This window comes from Janthinobacterium sp. LS2A (genome assembly GCF_036543145.1).
Taxonomy (GTDB): domain Bacteria; phylum Pseudomonadota; class Gammaproteobacteria; order Burkholderiales; family Burkholderiaceae_D; genus Janthinobacterium; species Janthinobacterium aestuarii.
Map to the genome: position 1 here is coordinate 458,427 of NZ_JAZHPB010000004.1, position 18,356 is coordinate 476,782.

The window sequence follows — 18,356 nt, forward strand, 5'->3', positions numbered from 1 at the left end:
GTCTCCAGATTTTTTATTGTTGTTTATAAAGTTACGACGCCAGGGTCACGACACGACCCTCGCGCCACGACAGGGTGGCCGCCTCGGCCAGTTCCAGCGCCTTCAAGCCATCGTGGACGGTCGTGCGCAGCGGCGTGCCGTGGGTGAGGGCGTCAAAGAAGTGCGCCATTTCCTGCGCGTAGGCCACGCGATAACGTTCCAGGAAGAAATCTTCCGGCCTGTCGACGCTGACGTTCACCGAACCATAGGCCGTCACTTCCGTCGGCTTGTGGTTGCCCGCCTGCAGCATGCCGGCGCTGCCCAGCACCTCAAAACGCTGGTCATAGCCGTAGGCAGCGCGGCGCGAGGCATTGATCTGGCACAAGCGTCCCTTGGCCGTGCGGATGGTGACGACGGCCGTGTCCAGGTCGCCCGCTACACCGATGGCCGGATCGACGAGGCAACTGCCCGTGGCGTGCACGCTGACGGCTTCATCGTCGAGTATCCAGCGGAAGATGTCGAAATCGTGGATCAGCATATCCTTGAAGATGCCGCCCGAGACCTTGATGTAGCTGACCGGTGGCGGACCCGGGTCGCGGCTGGTGACGATGAGTAACTCCGGCGTGCCGATCTCGCCCGCTTCAATGCGTGTCTTGACGGCATTGAAAGTGGGATCGTAGCGGCGCTGGAAACCCAGCATGCACAGCACCTTGGCTTCCTTGACGGCGGCGGCGCAGGCGCGCGCCCGGTCGATGGTCAGGTCGACGGGTTTTTCGCAAAAGATGGCCTTGCCGGCGGCGGCCGAGCGCAGGATCAGGTCCGCGTGCGTGTCCGTGCTCGAGGCAATGACGACGGCCTTGATGGCCGGGTCGGCCAATGCCGCCTCAACCGTGGCGCTGCTGCCGCCATGCAGGCCGGCCAGCGCGGCGGCCGCTTCCTGGTTGACGTCAACCACGTACTTGAACTGCACGCCGGGTTGGGCAGCCAGGTTGGCCGCGTGGATTTTGCCGATGCGTCCGGCGCCGAACAACGCTACTTCAATCATCATGTTCTCCTGGGGTGTGGATTTCTTCGATGTCGAGCTCTAATTTGTAGGCCAGCGCGATGAACAGCGCCTGGCACAGGCAGATGGTGCTGGTCAGCGAGCGGAAGGCGAAGGCGCTGCCCTCGGTGACGGTGAGCAGCGCGTCGGCGGCCCGCGCGAGCGGGGCCAGCTTGCTGTCGGTAATCACAAGGACCTTGGCGCCTTTGTCTTGCGCCGCCTTGATGCACTGCTGGGTTTCCTTGCCGTAAGGCGAGAAACTGATGGCGATCGCCACATCGCGTTCGCGCACGCTGCGCATCTGTTCGCGGTGCATGCCGCCCAGTCCGCTAATCAGGTGCACGCGCTTGTCCGTGTGTTCGAGCGCATAGGCGATGTAGGAGGCGATCGGAAAGGACCGGCGCACGCCGATCACATAGATATTTTCCGCTTTCAGCAGCAGGTTGACGGCCGCTTCCAGCTGCGCGTCGTCGAGTCCGGCCGCCAGGTCGTCGAGACCGGCGCGGCTGGCGCCGACGAATTCGCGCGTCAGGTCGCCTGCGCTCAGGGCGGCGTCGCGCGTGGAGATCAGCTTGCGGATGCGCTGCTGGTAGTCGGGCGTGGCGCCGGCCTGGTCCGTATAAGCCTGGCGGAACACGTCTTGCATTTCGGAAAAGCCCGTGTAGCCAAAGCGCTGCGCGAAACGCACGATGGCGGACGGCTGCACGTCGCAGGCGGCGGCGATGTCGCTGATGCGTTCGAGCATCAGGCTGGCCCGGTGCTTTTCAATGTACTGGGCGATGACTTTCAACTGGCGCGACAGGTTGTCGTACTCGGCGGCAATGTGCTGCATCAGTTGTTCGATGGGGGCGGTGGCTGCCATGATTTTTTCCTTGGTGTACTTGCTGGGCCGCTGTCTCCGTGCGGCTGGTTCTGGCGAGAATTATAGGAGGGAATCTTGAAAATAGAAACGAATTTCTATTTAAATTTATTTTGAAAATTTTATTGCATTTGTCTTTTTTGTGGCCTAAGCTGTGCGCAGTGCATCGGTTCGTGTGCCGCAAGGCCAGGCCGGTGACACCCTTCATAAAAGCTCGCAACTATAAAAATTAATCCGTCTAGGAGACATTCATGCATAGCAATAAAAGCAAGGGTTTGATGAAGTGCCTGGCCATCGCCAGCCTGGGCCTGAGCCTGGGTTTGAGCACGGGCGCCAGCCATGCTGCCGGCGAGAAATTCGTCATGGTCAGCCACGCGCCGGACTCCGATTCCTGGTGGAACACCATCAAGAACGCCATCAAGCAAGCCGGTGAAGACTTCAACGTGTCCGTCGACTACCGCAATCCGCCCAATGGCGACCTGGCCGACATGGCGCGCCTGATCGAGCAGTCGGCCGCGCGCAACTATGATGGCTTGATCGCCGACATCGCCGACTTCAGCGTGCTGCAAAAACCGCTGGGTACGGTAGTGGCCAAGAAAATCATGCTCGTGACCATCAATTCGGGCACCATCGCGCAAAGCGAACAGTTGAAAGCCATCATGCACGTGGGCCAGCCCGAATATGACGCGGGCCTGGGCGCCGGCAAGCGCGCCAAGGAAGCGGGCATCAAGTCGTTCGTGTGCGTGAATCACTATGCGATGAATGCGTCGTCGTTCGAACGCTGCCGCGGTTTTGCCGATGCGCTCGGCGTCGACTTCAAATCGTCCACGCTCGACACCAATGGCGTCGACCCTGGCGTCATCGAAAGCAAGGTCAGCGCTTATCTGCGCAGCAATCCGAAGACCCAGGCCGTGCTGGCGCTGGGACCGGATTCGGCGCCGGCCGCCATGCGCGCCGTCGAGAAGCTGGGCTTGAAAGGCAAGATGTACTTCGCCAGCTTCGACTTGTCGGAAGAAATCGCCAAGGGCATCAAGGATGGCAGCATCCAGTTCGCCATCGACCAGCAGCCCTATCTGCAAGGCTACATTCCTGTCGCCGTGATGGCCATCATGAAACAGCAAAAGATCACTGACCTGGCCAAGGTCAAGGAGATCCTGATCGCCAATCCGAAATACCAGGCACGCCTGGCGGAATACGGCCTGACCCCGATCTACGGCCCACGCCATATCAGCTCCGGCCCCGGTTTCGTGACCAAGGAAAACATTTCCAAGGTCGAAAAATACGCGGGCCAATACCGCTAATCCACACAGTCGCCACCGGGTTTGCCCAGCGCCGCACCGCTACCTGCGGGCGGCGAATGGGAGGAGCACGCCTGGCGCCAGCGATGCTGGCAGGAAAGTAATTGAAATTGGTAACAAGTATCACTGAAAGGACATCGTATGACTGCGCTCAAAACCAGCCTGGCTAGCCCCGGCATGAATCCTCCTCCGCCTCCCGGCGCCGCCAGCAAGCCAGTTGCCGCCGCCGACGAGCGCGTGGGCACGACCAGCTGGGTCAAACGGTTTTTTGGCCGCCCCGAGTTCGCCTCGATTTCCGGCGCGGTGCTCGTGTTTGCCTTCTTCGTCATCACGGCCGGCGATTCCGGCATGTTCAACCTCGATGGCGTCGTCAACTGGATGCAAGTGGCGTCCTACCTGGGCATCATCGCCATCGGTGCCTGCCTGCTGATGATCGCCGGTGAATTCGACCTGTCGATCGGCTCCATGATCGGCTTTGCCGGCATGATGATCGCCATCCCGACCATCTATTTCCACTGGCCACTGTGGGCCGCCATTATTTTCGCCTTCGCCGGTTCCATGGCGCTGGGCTGGCTCAACGGCTACATCGTCATCAAGACGCGCCTGCCATCGTTCATCGTTACCCTGGCATTCCTGTTCATCCTGCGCGGCCTGACCTTGGCCCTGTCGATCATGTTCGCCAACCGCACCATCGTCAGCGGCGTGGGCGACCTGGCGGCGCAGGACTGGCTGGCCAGCCTGCTGTTCCACGGCAATGTGGCCACTGGCCTGTTCCAGTGGATGGGCGCGCATGGCTGGATCGCCGTGCTCGACGACGGCTCGCCGCTGGTGAAAGGCATTCCGAAAGTCATCGCCTGGTGGCTGGTGCTGGCTGCCGGTGCCGCGTTCGTGTTGTCGCGTACCCGCTTCGGCAACTGGATGTTCGCCGTGGGCGGCGACGCCAACGCGGCCAAGAATGTAGGCGTGCCGGTGCGTAAAGTGAAAATTTCACTGTTCGTCTTCACGGCCTTCTGCGCCTGCCTGTTTGCCACCTTGCAAGTATGCGACGTGGGGTCGGCCGCCGCCGACCGCGGCATGCAAAAGGAATTCGAAGCCATCATCGCGGCCGTCATCGGCGGCGCCTTGCTGACGGGCGGCTACGGTTCCGTCGTCGGCGCCTGCTTCGGCGCGCTGATCTTCGGTGTGGTGCAGATCGGCATCACTTATACCAACATCAATTCGGACTGGTTCCGCGTGTTCCTCGGCGTGATGCTGCTGATCGCGGTGCTGTTCAATAACTTTGTACGCTCACGCGTCACGGAAGCGAGATAAATCATGAGCGAGCATATTCTTGCCCTGGAAAATGTCAGCAAGCGCTTCGGCTCCGTGCTGGCCCTGCAAAACATCACCATGCGGCTGAAGGAAGGCGAAGTGCATTGTTTGCTGGGCGACAACGGCGCCGGCAAGTCGACGTTGATCAAGACCCTGGCCGGCGTGCACAAGCCCACCGATGGCCAATACCTGGTCGATGGCAAGCCCGTCGTCTTCAATTCGCCCAGCGAAGCGCTGGACATGGGCGTGGCCACCGTCTACCAGGATCTGGCGCTGGTGCCGCTGCTGTCCGTGGCGCGCAATTTCTTCATGGGGCGCGAGCCGATGAAAAAGCTGCTGGGACTGGTGCCCGTGATGGATATCGACTATGCGGCCGAGACGGCGCGCGACAAGCTGGCCGAGATGGGCATCATGGTGCGTGACCCGCACCAGGCCATCGGCACCATGTCCGGCGGCGAAAAGCAGTGCCTGGCCATTGCCCGTGCCATCCACTTCGGCGCCAGGGTGCTGATCCTCGACGAGCCGACGGCAGCCCTGGGCGTGAAGCAATCGTTCAATGTGTTGAAACTGATTTACAAGGCGCGCGAGCGGGGCATTTCCGTGATCTTTATCACGCACAATGTGCACCATGCGTATCCGGTCGGCGACTCGTTCACGTTGTTGAACCGGGGCAAGTCGCTGGGCACCTTCACCAAAGATACGGTGAGCAAGGAAGCCTTGCTGGACATGATGGCGGGCGGCGCGGAAATGCAAACGCTGATGAGTGAACTCGACGGTGTCACGATTTAAGGATAGCCATGAATAATTCCACACAATTTGCCCAGGGCCGGGCGCTGGACGTGATCTGCCTGGGCCGCCTGGCCGTGGACCTGTACGCGCAGCAGATCGGCAGCACTCTGGAAGACGCGACCAGTTTCGCCAAGTACCTGGGCGGCTCGTCGGCGAATATCGCCTTCGGCACGGCCCGGCTGGGCTTGAAGTCCGCCATGCTGTCGAAAGTGGGCGATGACCACATGGGCCGTTTCCTCACCGACACCCTGTCGAAAGAGGGCTGCGACGTCAGCCACGTGGGCATCGACCGCGACCGCCTCACGGCTTTAGTCATGCTGGGCATCAAGGACAAGAACACGTTTCCCCTGATTTTCTACCGCGAAAATTGCGCCGACATGGCCATCGACGCATCGTCGGTGGATGCGGCTTTCATTGCGTCGAGCAAAGCGCTGTTGATCACCGGCACGCATTTCTCCACGGCTGCCATGCACGCCGTCAGCACGCAGGCGCTCACATTGGCCCGCGCCAACAAGGTGCGTACCGTGCTCGACATCGATTACCGGCCCGTGCTGTGGGGTTTGTCGGGCAAGGCCGATGGCGAAACGCGTTTCGTTTCGAACGAAGGCGTGACCAAACATCTGCAAAGCATCCTGCCGCAATTCGACCTGATCGTCGGCACGGAAGAAGAATTCATGATCGCCGGCGGCGGCGCGGATATCATGGCCAGTTTGCGCGCCGTGCGGGCCGCCACCCTGGCCACCCTCGTTGTCAAGCGGGGCCCTCTGGGCAGCGCCGTCATCGACAATGTGGTGCCGCACAGCCTCGATGATGCATATAACTACCGTGGCGTGCGCGTGGAAGTGCTCAATGTACTGGGCGCGGGCGACGCGTTTCTGTCGGGCTTCCTGAAAGGCTGGCTGCGCGGCGAGGATTACGAAGCGTGCTGCCGCTACGCGAATGGCTGCGGCGCCCTCGTCGTGTCGCGCCACGGCTGCGCGCCGGCCATGCCGTCACCCGTCGAGCTCGACTATTTCCTCGCCAATGCGGCCAAGCTGACGCAGCCGGATCAGGACGCCACCTTGTCGCGCCTGCACCGCACGACGGTGGCGCGCAAGGAATGGAGCGAGCTGTGCGTGTTTGCCTTTGACCACCGTACGCAATTCTTTGAGCTGGCGCAACAGACTGGCGCGCCCGAGTCCGCCATTGCGGCCTTGAAGCAATTGATGGTGCAAGCCGTGGCGCAGACGGAAACGGCCTTGCAGCTGGCCGGCAAGACGGGCGTGCTGATCGATGGCCGCTATGGCGTCGATGCGCTCAACGATGCGACGGGACGTGGCTGGTGGATAGGCCGTCCCGTGGAATTGCCTGGCTCTAATCCGCTGCAATTCGACTGGGGCCGTTCCATCGGCTCGCACCTGCTCAGCTGGCCCAAGGAACACGTGATCAAATGCCTGGTGCAATTGCACCCGGACGATGCCGTGGAAAACCGGCTGGAACAGGAAGCGCAAATCAAGGCCCTGTACGATGCGGCGCAAGTGAGCGGTCACGAACTGTTGCTCGAAGTCATACCGTCGGAAGCGTTGCCGCACGGTGACGACACGGTCCTGCGCGCCGTCAAGCGTTTGTACAACCTGGGCATTTACCCGGAATGGTGGAAGCTGGAAAGCATGTCAGCCCAGCAATGGCAAGCCATCGATGTCCTCGTGCACGAGCGCGATCCGTACTGCCGTGGCGTCGTCCTGCTGGGTTTGAACGCGCCGATCGCCGCCCTGGCCGCCAGTTTTGAGCAAGCCAGTGCCAGCACGACGTGCCGCGGCTTCATGGTGGGCCGCACCATCTTCCAGGAACCGAGCCGCCGCTGGCTGGCGGGCGAACTCGACGATGCAGGCCTGATCGCCGCCGTGCGCGCCAACTTCGAGCAGCTCATTGCCCTGTGGCAGCGTACACGCAACCGTCTGGAGCGTGCAGCATGAGCACGATTCGTTTGACCATGGCCCAAGCCCTGGTGCGCTACCTGGCCGCCTTGCGGGTGGAGGGGGGCGAACCTCTGTTCGGCGGCGCTTTTGCCATCTTTGGCCACGGCAACGTGGCGGGACTGGGCGAGGCGCTGTACCAGTACCGCGACAGCTTCCCGACCTACCGCGCTCATAACGAACAGGCGATGGCGCACTCTGCCATCGCCTATGCGAAAGCCCACATGCGCCGGCGCATGATGGCCGTGACCAGTTCCATCGGCCCGGGCGCGACCAACTTGCTGACGGCCGCCGCGCTGGCCCACGTGAACCGCTTGCCCGTGCTCTTGCTGCCCGGCGACGTCTTCGTCTCGCGCGCGCCGGATCCGGTACTGCAGCAGCTGGAAGATGGCACGGATGGCAGCGTGTCGGTGAACGATGCGTTCAAGCCGCTGTCGCGCTATTTCGACCGCATCGTGTATCCGGAACAGCTACTGACGGCCTTGCCGCGCGCCATTGCCGCCTTGACGGACCCGGCCGCTTGCGGTCCCGTCACCTTGTCTTTGCCGCAAGACGTGCAGACGATGGCGTATGACTATCCCGTGGATTTCTTTGAACCGCGCATCGTGCGTTTCCGCTCTTTGCCGCCTGTCGAGCAGGAACTGGAGGAGGCGGCAGCGTTGTTGAAAAACGCGAAGCAGCCGCTGATTGTGGCCGGTGGCGGCGTGCTGTATGGCCAGGCCAGCGCCGCCTTGCAGGCGTTTGCCGAGCGCCATGGCATTCCCGTGGCGGAAACCCAGGCCGGTAAAAGTTCTTTGCCATGGAGCCATCCGCTGCAACTGGGCGCCATCGGCGTGACGGGCTCGCCTGCGGCCAACAGCCTGGCGGCGGACGCGGACGTGGTGCTGGCCATCGGCACGCGCCTGCAGGATTTCACGACGGGTTCGAACTCCCTGTTTGCGCAGGCGCAACTGGTCAGCCTGAACGTTAACAGTTTTGATGTGTTGAAACGCCGTGGCCTGGGCTTGCAGGCGGACGCGACACTCGGCTTGCAAGGCCTGTCGCGGCTGCTGGGCAGCTGGAATAGCGCGGGACAATGGATGGACCGGGCGCAGCAGGCAGGGAACGCATGGCGCGAGACGGTCAAAAGCATCACGGGCCGGCGCGACGTGGCCGGCTTGCCGTACGACGGCGAAGTCATCGGCGCCGTGCAACGTTCTTCAGCGGACTCGACCAGCAACGATATCGTCGTCTGCGCGGCGGGCACCTTGCCGGCCGAGCTGCATAAACTGTGGCGGACAAGCACGCCGGGCGGCTACCACATGGAGTACGGCTACTCGTGCATGGGTTACGAGATCGCAGGTGGCCTCGGCGTCAAGATGGCCAAGCCCGATGCAGAGGTCATCGTCATGGTGGGCGACGGCAGCTATCTGATGATGAATTCGGAAATCGCCACCTCCGTCATGCTCGATAAAAAACTCATCATTGTCGTGCTCGACAACCGCGGTTATGGTTGCATCAACCGCCTGCAGCAGGCGTGCGGCAACCCTTCGTTCAACAATATGTTGCCCGACAGCGCACCGCGGATCGACTTTGCCCTGCATGCGCAATCGCTGGGTGCGCTGTCCGAACACGTGGGGTCGATTGCCGAACTGGAGCAAGCCATGCTGCGCGCTCGCGCCGCGCCACGCACCTATCTGATTTGCATCGATACGGACGACACGCGCACGACAGAAGAGGGCGGTTGCTGGTGGGAAGTGGCCGTGCCCGAGGTCTCCACGCAGCCAGCCGTGCAAGCTGCGCGCGCCCGTTATGAACTTGACCGCCAAGGACAACAACAATGAACGCATCAACATGGAATGTGAAGATCGGCATCAACCCGATCTCGTGGATGAACGACGATTTACCGAGCCTGGGCGGTGAAACGCCTTTGGAAACGGCGTTGAAAGAGGGCGCCGAGATCGGCTACGTGGGTTTTGAATTGGGCAACAAGTTTCCCAAGGATGCCCCAGCGCTGAACGCGGTGCTGGGCAAATACAATCTCGCCTGTGTTTCCGGCTGGTATTCGGGACGGCTGGCGCACCGCTCGGTCGAAGACGAAATCGCTGCCGTAGCATCGCATTTACGGCTGCTGGCCGACAGCGGCGCCACCGTTATGGTCTACGGCGAAGTGGCCGACGCGATCCAGGGCGAAGCGCGCCCGCTGTATAAACGCCCGCGTTTCCAGTCGCAGCAGCAATGGCAGGACTACGCCAACAAATTGACGGCCTTTGCCGCCCATTTGCTCGCGCATGGCGTACGCCTCGCGTATCACCATCACATGGGTGCTTACGTGGAAACGCCGGCCGACGTGGACCAGTTGATGGCCTTGACGGGATCGGAAGTCGGCTTGCTGTTCGACACGGGCCACATCACGTTTGCCGGCGGCGATGCGCTGGCGGTGCTGAACAAACACATCGATCGCATCTGCCACGTGCATTGCAAGGACGTGCGCCCCAACGTCGTGAAACTGGCGCGCAATGGCCACTGGAGTTTCTTGCAGGCCGTCATCAATGGCGCCTTTAGCGTGCCGGGCGACGGCAGCATCGACTTTCCGGCCATCCTGACGCGTTTATATCTGCACGGCTACGAAGGCTGGCTCGTGGTGGAAGCGGAGCAGGATCCGGCCGTGGCCCCCAGCTACGAATACGCGAAGATGGGCCACGATTACCTGGCCAAGCTCGTCGAGGCCATCCCGCGCCTGGGCCGGGAGGCGGCATGAGCCCGCTATTAGTCAAAGCGAACAAGGCCGGCGGCAAGATCGTCGAGGTGACGCCCGAGTCGGCCGGCTGGACGCATGTCGGGTTCGCCGCGCACCGCCTTCAGGCGGGCGAGTCCTTGCAACTGGAGACGGGCAAGCGCGAGCTGTGCATCGTCGTGCTGACGGGTACGGTCACCGTACAGGCCGGTGAACAGCAGTGGCGCGAGATCGGTCACCGCCAAAGCGTCTTTGAGGACCGCTCGCCGTACGCCGTGTATGTCCCGCTGGATACAACGGTCAACATCACGGCAGTGAGCAATGCCGAGGTCGGACTTTGCAGCGCGCCCGCCACCACCCACCGTCCGGCGCGCCTGATCGACCCCGCCACCATGACGCGCTCCGTGCGCGGCAAGGGCGCGAATACCCGCTATGTGTGCGACATCCTGCCGCAAACGGCCGAGGCCGATGGCTTGCTGGTAGTGGAAGTGGTCACGCCGTCCGGCCACTCGTCGAGCTATCCGCCGCATAAACACGACAGCGACAATGTGCCGCTGGAAAGCTCACTGGAAGAAACGTATTACCACCGCCTCAATCCCGAGCAGGGCTTTGCCTACCAACGGGTCTACACGGACGACCGTTCCATCGATGAAGCCATGGCCGTGGAAAACCACGACGTGGTGATGGTGCCGCGCGGCTACCACCCCGTGACCGTGCCGTATGGCTACGACGGCTATTACCTGAACGTGATGGCCGGCCCGAAACGCGTGTGGCACTTTAAAAATGACCCGGCCCATGACTGGCTGATGACGAAATAACCAAGGACAAAAGATGACGACCCCGATGATTGGCCACTTTATTGGTGGCAACCCGATGGCTTCGCGCTCAGAGCGCACGAGCGATGTGTTCAATCCCGCCACGGGCGCCGTGACGGCCAGGGTGGCGCTGGCCACGCCGTCCGAACTGAACGCGGCCGTGGCGGCAGCCCATGCGGCGTTTCCCGCCTGGTCGCAAACCTCGCCGCTGCGCCGCGCCCGGGTCATGTTCAAGTTCAAGGAATTGCTGGAAGAGCACTCCGACCAACTGGCCGCCCTGATCACGGCGGAGCACGGCAAAGTGTTTACGGATGCCAAAGGGGAAGTGACGCGCGGCATCGAAGTGGTGGAGTTTGCCTGCGGCATCCCGCAAATGATGAAGGGAGAATACTCGGAACAGGTGGCCGGCGGCATCGATGCGTGGTCGATCCGCCAGGCGCTCGGTGTGTGCGTCGGCATCACGCCATTCAACTTTCCCGTGATGGTGCCCATGTGGATGTTCCCGATGGCGATTGCCTGCGGCAATACGTTCGTGCTGAAACCGTCGGAGCGCGATCCGTCGGCCAGCCTGCTGCTGGCGCAACTGTTGACGGACGCGGGCTTGCCCGATGGCGTCTTCAATGTGGTGCAGGGTGACAAGGAAGCCGTGGATGGGTTATTGCACCACCCGGACGTGCGCGCCGTCAGTTTCGTCGGTTCCACGCCGATTGCCGAATATATCTATGCGACCGGCTGTGCGCAGGGCAAGCGCGTGCAGGCCCTGGGTGGCGCGAAGAATCACATGGTCGTCATGCCCGACGCGGACATCCCGCAGACGGTCGACGCGCTGATGGGTGCGGCGTTTGGCTCGGCCGGCGAGCGCTGCATGGCCATTTCCGTCGTCGTGGCGGTGGGCAATGTCGCGGACCAGCTGGTCGAAGCCTTGGTGCCGCGTATTGCCGCCCTGAAAACCACGCAGGGCATGGATCTGTCGGCCGAGATGGGCCCCGTCGTCACGCAAGTACACAAGGACAAGATCGCCGGCTACATCGCCAACGGTGTGGAAGAGGGCGCCAAGCTGGTGGCCGACGGGCGCGGTTTCGTGCTGCCCGGCCACGAGCAAGGGTTCTTCCTCGGCGGCAGCCTGTTCGACCATGTCACGCCGGACATGACGATCTACAAGGAAGAAATCTTCGGGCCCGTGCTGTGCATCGTGCGCGTGCCGGACTTTACGACGGCGCTGGACCTGGTCAACGCGCATGAGTACGGCAATGGCACGGCCATCTACACGCGCGACGGCAACACGGCGCGCGAATACACGCACAGGGTGCAGGTGGGGATGGTCGGGGTGAACGTGCCGATTCCCGTGCCGATGGCCTTCCACAGCTTCGGCGGCTGGAAGCGTAGCCTGTTCGGCGACCACCACGCGCATGGCCCGGAATCCGTACGCTTCTACACGAAACAGAAGGCCGTGACCCAACGCTGGCCCGCATCGACGGCGGCCGGCGCCGAGTTTGCCATGCCGACCCTGAAGTAAAGTACCGTGTAAACCCGGCTGGTTCGCTTCTTGCTTACTGCAATGGTTGTGTTTAGCCATTGCAGATCGTTCCCATGACGTCCAGCCGTACCCAGCCTTTGCGCATCGTTGTCGTCAACACCATTGTCGAGCACGGCGTGCACGAGAACGCGGCCTTGGCTGCCCAGGTGCAGCGCGGCAATGCCTTGCGCATCGGCTTGCTGGAATCGGGCTTCGACATCGTCGCCTCGCTGCCAGCCGACCTCTACCTCCCCGAGCGAATCGCGCAACTGCAGCCTGACCTCATCATCATCGATGCCGAATCGGACGCGCGCGACGTGCTCGAGCACATCGTCATCGCCACGCGCGACGAGCGCCGCCCCATCGTCCTGTTTACCGAAGACGGCGCCACGGCCAGCATCGATGCGGCCATGGCGGCCGGCGTATCCGCGTATATCGTGGCCGGCTTGCATGCCGAGCGCATCTTGCCCGTGCTCAATGTGGCCCTGGCGCGCTTTCGCCAGGAAGAAAAACTGCGCGCCGAATTGCTCGACACGCGGCACAAGCTGCTCGAGCGCAAGGTGATCGAACGGGCCAAGGGCCTGTTGATGACGCATCATGGCTTGACGGAAGACCAGGCTTACCAGCGCTTGCGCAGCATGGCCATGAACAAGAAACTCAAACTGGCGGACATTGCCCAACGCATCCTCGACGTGGAGGACTTGCTGGGATGAAGCGCGCATTTCCTGACACATGCTGGTGCAGTGCACCATTCCGGTGCATTTTCACCTGCCTGGGACCGGGCATGCACAGGCACGGTCCTTGCTGCTGGATGGCTATGGCCTTGCCCATGTCGGCGCGGCAAAACAGTACTTATCAGCAAGGAATGGTATGACACAGCAAGCGGGCACGAGTGCCCACGCGATGCGCTCCATGCATCCGGAAAAACAGACGATACGCATCGGCTACCTGCCGCTGACCGATTGCGCCTCGCTGGTGATGGCGTCAAAACTGGGCCTCGACGAAAAATACGGCATCAAGATTGAACTGAGCCGTGAGATGTCGTGGGCCGGCGTGCGCGACAAATTGAACAACGGCGAACTCGACGCTGCCCACGTGCTGTACGGTCTCGTGTATGGCGTGCAGATGGGCATCGGCGGGCAACAGCACGACATGGCCGTGCTGATGAACCTCAACCACAGCGGCCAGGCCGTGACCCTATCGGCGGCGCTGGCGCGCGAAGGTGCCCACGATGGACCATCGCTGGCGCGGCACATGCGCGGCGCGGCGCGGCCATTTGCGTTTGCGCATACTTTCCCGACCGGCAACCACGCGATGCTGCTGCAATACTGGCTGGCCGCGCACGGTATCGATCCGCTGCGCGACGCGCGCGTGATGACGGTGCCGCCGTCGCAAATGGTGGCCGCCTTGCGCGCGGGCCAGATGGATGGCTTTTGCGCCGGCGAACCGTGGGGCTACAAGGCCATCGTCGATGGCGTGGGCGTGACGGCCACCACCAGCGGCGCAATCTGGCCCGACCATCCGGGCAAGGTGCTGGGCACCAGCGCCGCATTTGCGCAGCAGCATCCGAACAGCTGCCGCGCCCTGATTGCCGCCGTGCTCGAGGCGGGGCGCTGGATCGATGCCAGCGACACCAACCGGCTGGCCATGGCGGCCACCCTGGCCGAGCCCGCTTATCTGCATACGCCGCAGGAAACCCTGGCGCCGCGTATCCTTGGCCATTACCAGGATGGCCTGGGCAAGACCTGGGACGAGGCGCACGGCTTGAAGTTTTACGGCGATGGCGCCGTCAATTTCCCGTATTTGTCGGACGGCATGTGGTTCATGACCCAGCACCGGCGCTGGGGCTTGCTGCGTGACGAACCCGATTACCTGGCCGTGGCGCGCCAGGTCAACCGCATCGACCTGTACCGCCAAGCGGCGGAAATGACGGCTACACCCGTACCAAAATCCCCGATGCGCAGCTCGACCCTGTGCGACGGCGTCGTGTGGGACGGCAGCGCGCCGGAAGCGTACGCGGCATCGTTTGCCATCGGCCACTTTTTTTGATTGGAGAGTTCATCATGGCGCAATGTGGTAGCGTGACCTTGGTCGGTGCCGGTCCCGGCGACCCGGACCTGCTGACCCTCAAGGCCGTGAAGGCCATCGCACGGGCCGACGTGGTGCTGATCGACGATCTCGTCAACCCGGCCATCCTCGCGCATGCGGCACATGGCGTGCGCGTGGTCGAAGTGGGCAAGCGGGGCGGCTGCGCGTCCACGCCGCAAGCGTTCATCGAGCGCCTGATGCTGGCCGAAGCGCGCGCGGGGCTGCATGTGGTGCGCCTGAAGGGGGGCGACCCGTATCTGTTCGGACGGGGCGGCGAAGAGCGTGCCTACCTGCGCAGCCACGGCGTGGCCGTCGAAGTGATCCCGGGCATCAGCAGCGGCCTGGCCGCGCCATCGTCCATTGGCGTGCCCCTCACGCACCGCGGCTGGAGTCAGGGCGCCATCTTCGTCACGGGCCACGGCAAGGATGCCGCGTCAGAGCCGAACTGGGAGGCCCTGGCGCAAAGCGGCTTGACGCTCGTCATCTACATGGGCGTGGCCAGGGTGGCCGCCATCCAGGCCGGCTTGCTGGCCGGCGGCATGGCGCCCGGCACGCCCGTGGCCGTGGTGCAATCGGCCAGCCTGGCCGCCCAGCGCCAGTTGCTGAGCACTTTGCAACACTTGCCGGACGACCTGCTGGCCAGCGGCCTGGGCAGTCCCAGCATCATCGTCGTGGGCGACGTGGTGCGCTGCGCCGATGCCTGGGATGACCATGGCGTCGGCGCCTTGCTGGCCGGGGCACTGCGGGAAGCTTAAGCACCCGGTGTTTCCAGTGCAACCATCGTACGCGCTTTTTTTCTTCCACAAGCGCGTCGGGCATGAGCTTTGATAGTATCCTCGTACTTGCTGGGCGGCCGCAGCGCCGTCCATTCGAGGAAACCGGAATAAGCGATCGACAATGCACACTTTGAGCAAGGGCGGGGCGGGATCAGGTATCAGGATATGGGCGGGTGGCCTGCTGCTGGCCCTGGCGGTGGGCGGCGCCTTGTATGCGGGCGCGGCGCGCACGGTCAATGACGACGCCGAACAGCGTTTCGACAATCTCACGCATAGTGCTCAGCACAGCCTGATCACGCGCGTAAAAAGCTATTCCGACCTGCTGCGTGGCCTCGAAGCCCTGTTCCGCACCAGCGAGCACCTGACGCGGCGCCAGTTCCACGATTACGTGGCCGGCCTCGATATCGTGCGCCAGTTCCCGGCCATCGAATCGGTCAACTACGCGGCGGCCGTGCCATCGGCGCAGCGCGCCGCCTTCATCGAGTCCGTGCGCAAAGACACCAGCCTGGCGCCGCGCGGCTATCCTGCCTTCACCATCCGGCCTGCGGGGGAGCGGCCGGAATACACGGTGCTCACCTACCTGGAACCCGATTCCCTGCTGGCCGAACGCATGGGCGTCGATATCGGCGCCAATCCGCTGGTGGCGCAATCGCTGGCGCAAGCGCGCGACAGCGGCAAGGTCAGTGCGTCGGGGCAGGTGATCATGATCAAAGGGCCGCCCGCGCACGTGGGCCTGGGCATGCGCCTGCCCGTGTACCGCAATGGCATGCCGCAGGGCAGCGTGGCCGAGCGCCGCGCCGCCTACCAGGGTTCCGTCGGCATCGGCTTTGGCGTGGCGCGGCTGGTGCACAGCGCGCTCGAACGCAGCGCCCTGGAACCGCTGCACCTGACCCTGTACAGCGCGGCCGGTCCTTTGCCGGCCAGCGGGGCCCTGTCCATCACGCCGCAGGACCGCCTGCTGTTCAACGATGACGGCGACCTGGCGGCGCCGCCGCAACCGGGCGGCGATGCCGGTTATTTCGACCGGGTGCTGCCCGTCGCCTACCAGGGGGGGCTGTGGAAAGCCCATTTCCGCGTGCGCAAGGCGGAGCTGTACAGCCCCTTCGACCGCTACTTTCCATGGCTGGCGCTGGGCGTCGGCGTGGCCGGCACCCTGCTCATCTATGGCTACATCTTTACCTTGTACCGCTCGCGCCGCAACGCGGTGGCGCAGCGCACCCTGCTCGATACGGTGCTCGATAGCGTCGATGCCTACGTCTACATGAAGGATGCCGACCTGCGCTACCGCTACGTGAATGCGCGCACGGCCACCATCCTGGGCCGTCCGGTGGAGCAGCTGATCGGCCGCCAGGATGGCGAGTTGATGCTGGGCGATGCGGCCGCCGCCGCGCAGCTGACCGAGCGCCAGGTGTTCGACAGCGGCGCCAAGTTCGTCGGCGAGGAACGCTTCGTCGATGCGCAAGGGCAGGTGCATCACCTGTGGAGCGTGAAGGTGCCGCTGGGCTTGCCCGGTCCCGTCACGGGCCTGATCGGCCTGTCCACCGACGTGACGGAGCTGCACCGCCTGAAAGAGCAGGCCGACGCGGCCAGCCAGGCCAAGAGCGACTTCCTGTCGAACATGAGCCATGAAATCCGCACGCCGATGAACAGCATCATCGGCATGGCGCACCTGGCCCTCAAATCGGTGGCCGACGCGCGCCAGCGCGACTACCTGCAAAAAATCTATCATTCGGGCCAGCATTTGCTGGGGCTGATCAACGATATCCTCGATTTTTCCAAGATCGAGGCGGGCAAGCTGGAACTGGAAGTGCTGGACTTCCGTCTCGACACCCTGCTGGCGAACATCGCCAGCCAGCTGGGCGACGCGGCCGCCGTCAAGGGCCTGGCGCTGCAGTTCGATATCGCGCCGGAGTTGCCGCAGCGCTGGCGCGGCGACCCGCTGCGCCTGGAGCAGGTCTTGCTGAACCTGACCAGCAACGCCATCAAGTTTTCCGACAATGGCAGCATCTTCGTGCGCGTGCGCCAGTCCGAGGAGCGCGGCAGCTACGCCATGCTGCGCTTCGAAGTGCAGGACCGGGGCATCGGCATGAACCAGGAAGAGGTGGCGCAGCTGTTCCGCTCCTTCCACCAGGCCGACCCGTCGACCACGCGCAAGTATGGCGGCAGCGGCCTGGGACTGGTGATCAGCAAGCAGCTGGTGGAGCTCATGGGCGGCAAAGTGGGCGTGTACAGCCAGCCGGGCCTGGGCAGCACCTTCTGGTTCACGGCGCGGCTGGAGAAAAGCGCGCAGGCGTCCGACGAACGCATCGCCGAAGTCGAGCCGGAAGTATTGGGCGTGATACGCGGCGCATCCATCCTGCTGGTCGAAGATAACGTCTTCAGCCAGCAGGTGGGCTGCGAATTGCTGGAAGACGCCGGCGCCACGGTCTGCGTCGCCGGCAATGGCCGCGAAGCGCTGGAATTGCTGGCCCGCCAGCGCTACGACTGCGTGCTGATGGACGTGCAGATGCCGGAGATGGATGGCTTCGAGACGACGCGCCGCATCCGCGCCGATCCGAAACTCACTGGCCTGCTGGTGATCGCCATGACGGCCAACGCGGGCAGCGAAGATCGCGCCCGCTGCCTGGAGGCGGGCATGGATGAATTCGTGACCAAGCCGATCGCCCCGAATCTGCTGTTTCACCTGCTGGCGAAATGGTTCCGTCTGCGTGGCGGCATCGGCAACATCGGCCGCATGCGTGCAAGCGACAGGCTGGCGGCGGCGCCGGCAGCGCCGTCATCGGCCGCCGCGCCGGAATTGCGCGACACGGCCATCCTCGACCTGGCCACCCTGGCCCTCACGTTCAGCAATGATGCCGTGAAGATGCGCAAATACACCCAGCTGTTTCTCGACACGGCACGCGACGGCATCGCCGAAATGGAGCAGGCCATGGCGCTGGAAGACCTGGGACGCCTGGCCGACCTGGGCCACCGCAGCAAATCGTCGGCGCTGGCCGTGGGCGCCCATGCCTTCGCGGGCCTGTGCACGTCGATCGAAGGCTTGCGCGTGGGCGGCGACCTGCAGCAGGCGCGCGTCTTGCTGACAGCCCTGGGACCGGCGCTGGCGCAGGTGGCGGAACAAATTTCAGTGGAATTTGCCGCCAGCGACACCCCCTGACGCAAGCAGCGGCGATAATAGGCGTTTGACGTCTCCGGCCACCGGGCCGGAGGCG

14 protein-coding genes are annotated in these 18,356 nt (G+C 63.4%); 12 read left to right on the plus strand and 2 right to left on the minus strand.

Going from position 1 to position 18,356, the window contains the following annotated elements:
- Positions 1-31 precede the first annotated feature (31 nt).
- A complete protein-coding gene (iolG, locus tag V3C40_RS14900) occupies positions 32-1,024 on the minus strand; it encodes an inositol 2-dehydrogenase (RefSeq protein WP_331777889.1) in 993 nt (330 codons plus the stop codon).
- Positions 1,017-1,883, minus strand: coding sequence for a MurR/RpiR family transcriptional regulator (locus V3C40_RS14905; protein ID WP_034757651.1), 867 nt, complete (start codon positions 1,881-1,883; stop codon positions 1,017-1,019). Before V3C40_RS14905 ends, iolG begins: the two co-directional genes overlap by 8 nt.
- Positions 1,884-2,131: 248 nt before the next feature.
- Between V3C40_RS14905 and V3C40_RS14910 the strand changes: the two genes are divergently transcribed.
- The 12 genes from V3C40_RS14910 to V3C40_RS14965 all read left to right on the plus strand — a co-directional run bounded on the left by V3C40_RS14910 (position 2,132) and on the right by V3C40_RS14965 (position 18,301).
- Complete coding sequence (locus V3C40_RS14910) at positions 2,132-3,181, plus strand: sugar ABC transporter substrate-binding protein (RefSeq protein WP_034757655.1); 1,050 nt, start codon at positions 2,132-2,134, stop codon at positions 3,179-3,181.
- Positions 3,182-3,355: 174 nt separating this feature from the next.
- The gene (locus tag V3C40_RS14915) at positions 3,356-4,489 is read left to right on the plus strand and encodes an ABC transporter permease (protein WP_051991939.1); all 1,134 of its coding nucleotides are present in this window, start codon (positions 3,356-3,358) and stop codon (positions 4,487-4,489) included.
- A 3-nt stretch (positions 4,490-4,492) separates the two neighbouring features.
- Positions 4,493-5,278 (plus strand): ATP-binding cassette domain-containing protein, encoded by a 786-nt coding sequence (locus V3C40_RS14920; RefSeq protein ID WP_070303058.1) that lies wholly within the window; start codon positions 4,493-4,495, stop codon positions 5,276-5,278.
- 8 nt (positions 5,279-5,286) lie between these two features.
- Positions 5,287-7,233 carry a bifunctional 5-dehydro-2-deoxygluconokinase/5-dehydro-2-deoxyphosphogluconate aldolase gene (locus V3C40_RS14925; protein ID WP_331777845.1) on the plus strand — a complete coding sequence of 649 codons (1,947 nt, stop codon included), beginning with the start codon at positions 5,287-5,289 and terminating at the stop codon, positions 7,231-7,233.
- Positions 7,194-9,056, plus strand: a complete 1,863-nt coding sequence (gene iolD / locus V3C40_RS14930; RefSeq protein WP_442907267.1) for a 3D-(3,5/4)-trihydroxycyclohexane-1,2-dione acylhydrolase (decyclizing) — start codon at positions 7,194-7,196, stop codon at positions 9,054-9,056. The genes V3C40_RS14925 and iolD overlap by 40 nt, the downstream gene beginning before the upstream one ends.
- On the plus strand, positions 9,053-9,973 hold the full coding sequence (gene iolE, locus V3C40_RS14935) for a myo-inosose-2 dehydratase (protein WP_331777847.1): 921 nt from the start codon (positions 9,053-9,055) through the stop codon (positions 9,971-9,973). The genes iolD and iolE overlap by 4 nt, the downstream gene beginning before the upstream one ends.
- Complete coding sequence (gene iolB, locus V3C40_RS14940; RefSeq protein ID WP_331777848.1) at positions 9,970-10,767, plus strand: 5-deoxy-glucuronate isomerase; 798 nt, start codon at positions 9,970-9,972, stop codon at positions 10,765-10,767. Before iolE ends, iolB begins: the two co-directional genes overlap by 4 nt.
- Before the next feature lie 13 nt (positions 10,768-10,780).
- Positions 10,781-12,280 (plus strand): CoA-acylating methylmalonate-semialdehyde dehydrogenase, encoded by a 1,500-nt coding sequence (locus tag V3C40_RS14945; protein ID WP_331777849.1) that lies wholly within the window; start codon positions 10,781-10,783, stop codon positions 12,278-12,280.
- 74 nt (positions 12,281-12,354) lie between these two features.
- Positions 12,355-12,993 carry an ANTAR domain-containing response regulator gene (locus V3C40_RS14950; RefSeq protein WP_070303064.1) on the plus strand — a complete coding sequence of 213 codons (639 nt, stop codon included), beginning with the start codon at positions 12,355-12,357 and terminating at the stop codon, positions 12,991-12,993.
- 157 nt (positions 12,994-13,150) lie between these two features.
- Positions 13,151-14,329 (plus strand): CmpA/NrtA family ABC transporter substrate-binding protein, encoded by a 1,179-nt coding sequence (locus V3C40_RS14955; protein ID WP_331777850.1) that lies wholly within the window; start codon positions 13,151-13,153, stop codon positions 14,327-14,329.
- 14 nt (positions 14,330-14,343) lie between these two features.
- A complete protein-coding gene (gene cobA, locus V3C40_RS14960; protein WP_331777851.1) occupies positions 14,344-15,123 on the plus strand; it encodes a uroporphyrinogen-III C-methyltransferase in 780 nt (259 codons plus the stop codon).
- A gap of 142 nt (positions 15,124-15,265) precedes the next feature.
- On the plus strand, positions 15,266-18,301 hold the full coding sequence (locus tag V3C40_RS14965; RefSeq protein ID WP_331777852.1) for a CHASE domain-containing protein: 3,036 nt from the start codon (positions 15,266-15,268) through the stop codon (positions 18,299-18,301).
- The last annotated feature ends 55 nt before the right edge of the window (positions 18,302-18,356 follow it).

Excerpts from the sequence above, each read along its gene's own strand:
- iolB (WP_331777848.1), top strand. The coding sequence starts at position 9,970 with ATGAGCCCGCTATTAGTCAAAGCGAACAAGGCCGGCGGCAAGATCGTC.
- V3C40_RS14950 (WP_070303064.1), top strand. The coding sequence starts at position 12,355 with ATGACGTCCAGCCGTACCCAGCCTTTGCGCATCGTTGTCGTCAACACC.
- V3C40_RS14910 (WP_034757655.1), top strand. The coding sequence starts at position 2,132 with ATGCATAGCAATAAAAGCAAGGGTTTGATGAAGTGCCTGGCCATCGCC.
- V3C40_RS14905 (WP_034757651.1), bottom strand. The coding sequence starts at position 1,883 with ATGGCAGCCACCGCCCCCATCGAACAACTGATGCAGCACATTGCCGCC.
- cobA (WP_331777851.1), top strand. The coding sequence starts at position 14,344 with ATGGCGCAATGTGGTAGCGTGACCTTGGTCGGTGCCGGTCCCGGCGAC.
- V3C40_RS14925 (WP_331777845.1), top strand. The coding sequence starts at position 5,287 with ATGAATAATTCCACACAATTTGCCCAGGGCCGGGCGCTGGACGTGATC.
- V3C40_RS14915 (WP_051991939.1), top strand. The coding sequence starts at position 3,356 with ATGAATCCTCCTCCGCCTCCCGGCGCCGCCAGCAAGCCAGTTGCCGCC.
- V3C40_RS14920 (WP_070303058.1), top strand. The coding sequence starts at position 4,493 with ATGAGCGAGCATATTCTTGCCCTGGAAAATGTCAGCAAGCGCTTCGGC.
- iolG (WP_331777889.1), bottom strand. The coding sequence starts at position 1,024 with ATGATTGAAGTAGCGTTGTTCGGCGCCGGACGCATCGGCAAAATCCAC.
- V3C40_RS14945 (WP_331777849.1), top strand. The coding sequence starts at position 10,781 with ATGACGACCCCGATGATTGGCCACTTTATTGGTGGCAACCCGATGGCT.
- V3C40_RS14955 (WP_331777850.1), top strand. The coding sequence starts at position 13,151 with ATGACACAGCAAGCGGGCACGAGTGCCCACGCGATGCGCTCCATGCAT.
- iolE (WP_331777847.1), top strand. The coding sequence starts at position 9,053 with ATGAACGCATCAACATGGAATGTGAAGATCGGCATCAACCCGATCTCG.
- V3C40_RS14965 (WP_331777852.1), top strand. The coding sequence starts at position 15,266 with ATGCACACTTTGAGCAAGGGCGGGGCGGGATCAGGTATCAGGATATGG.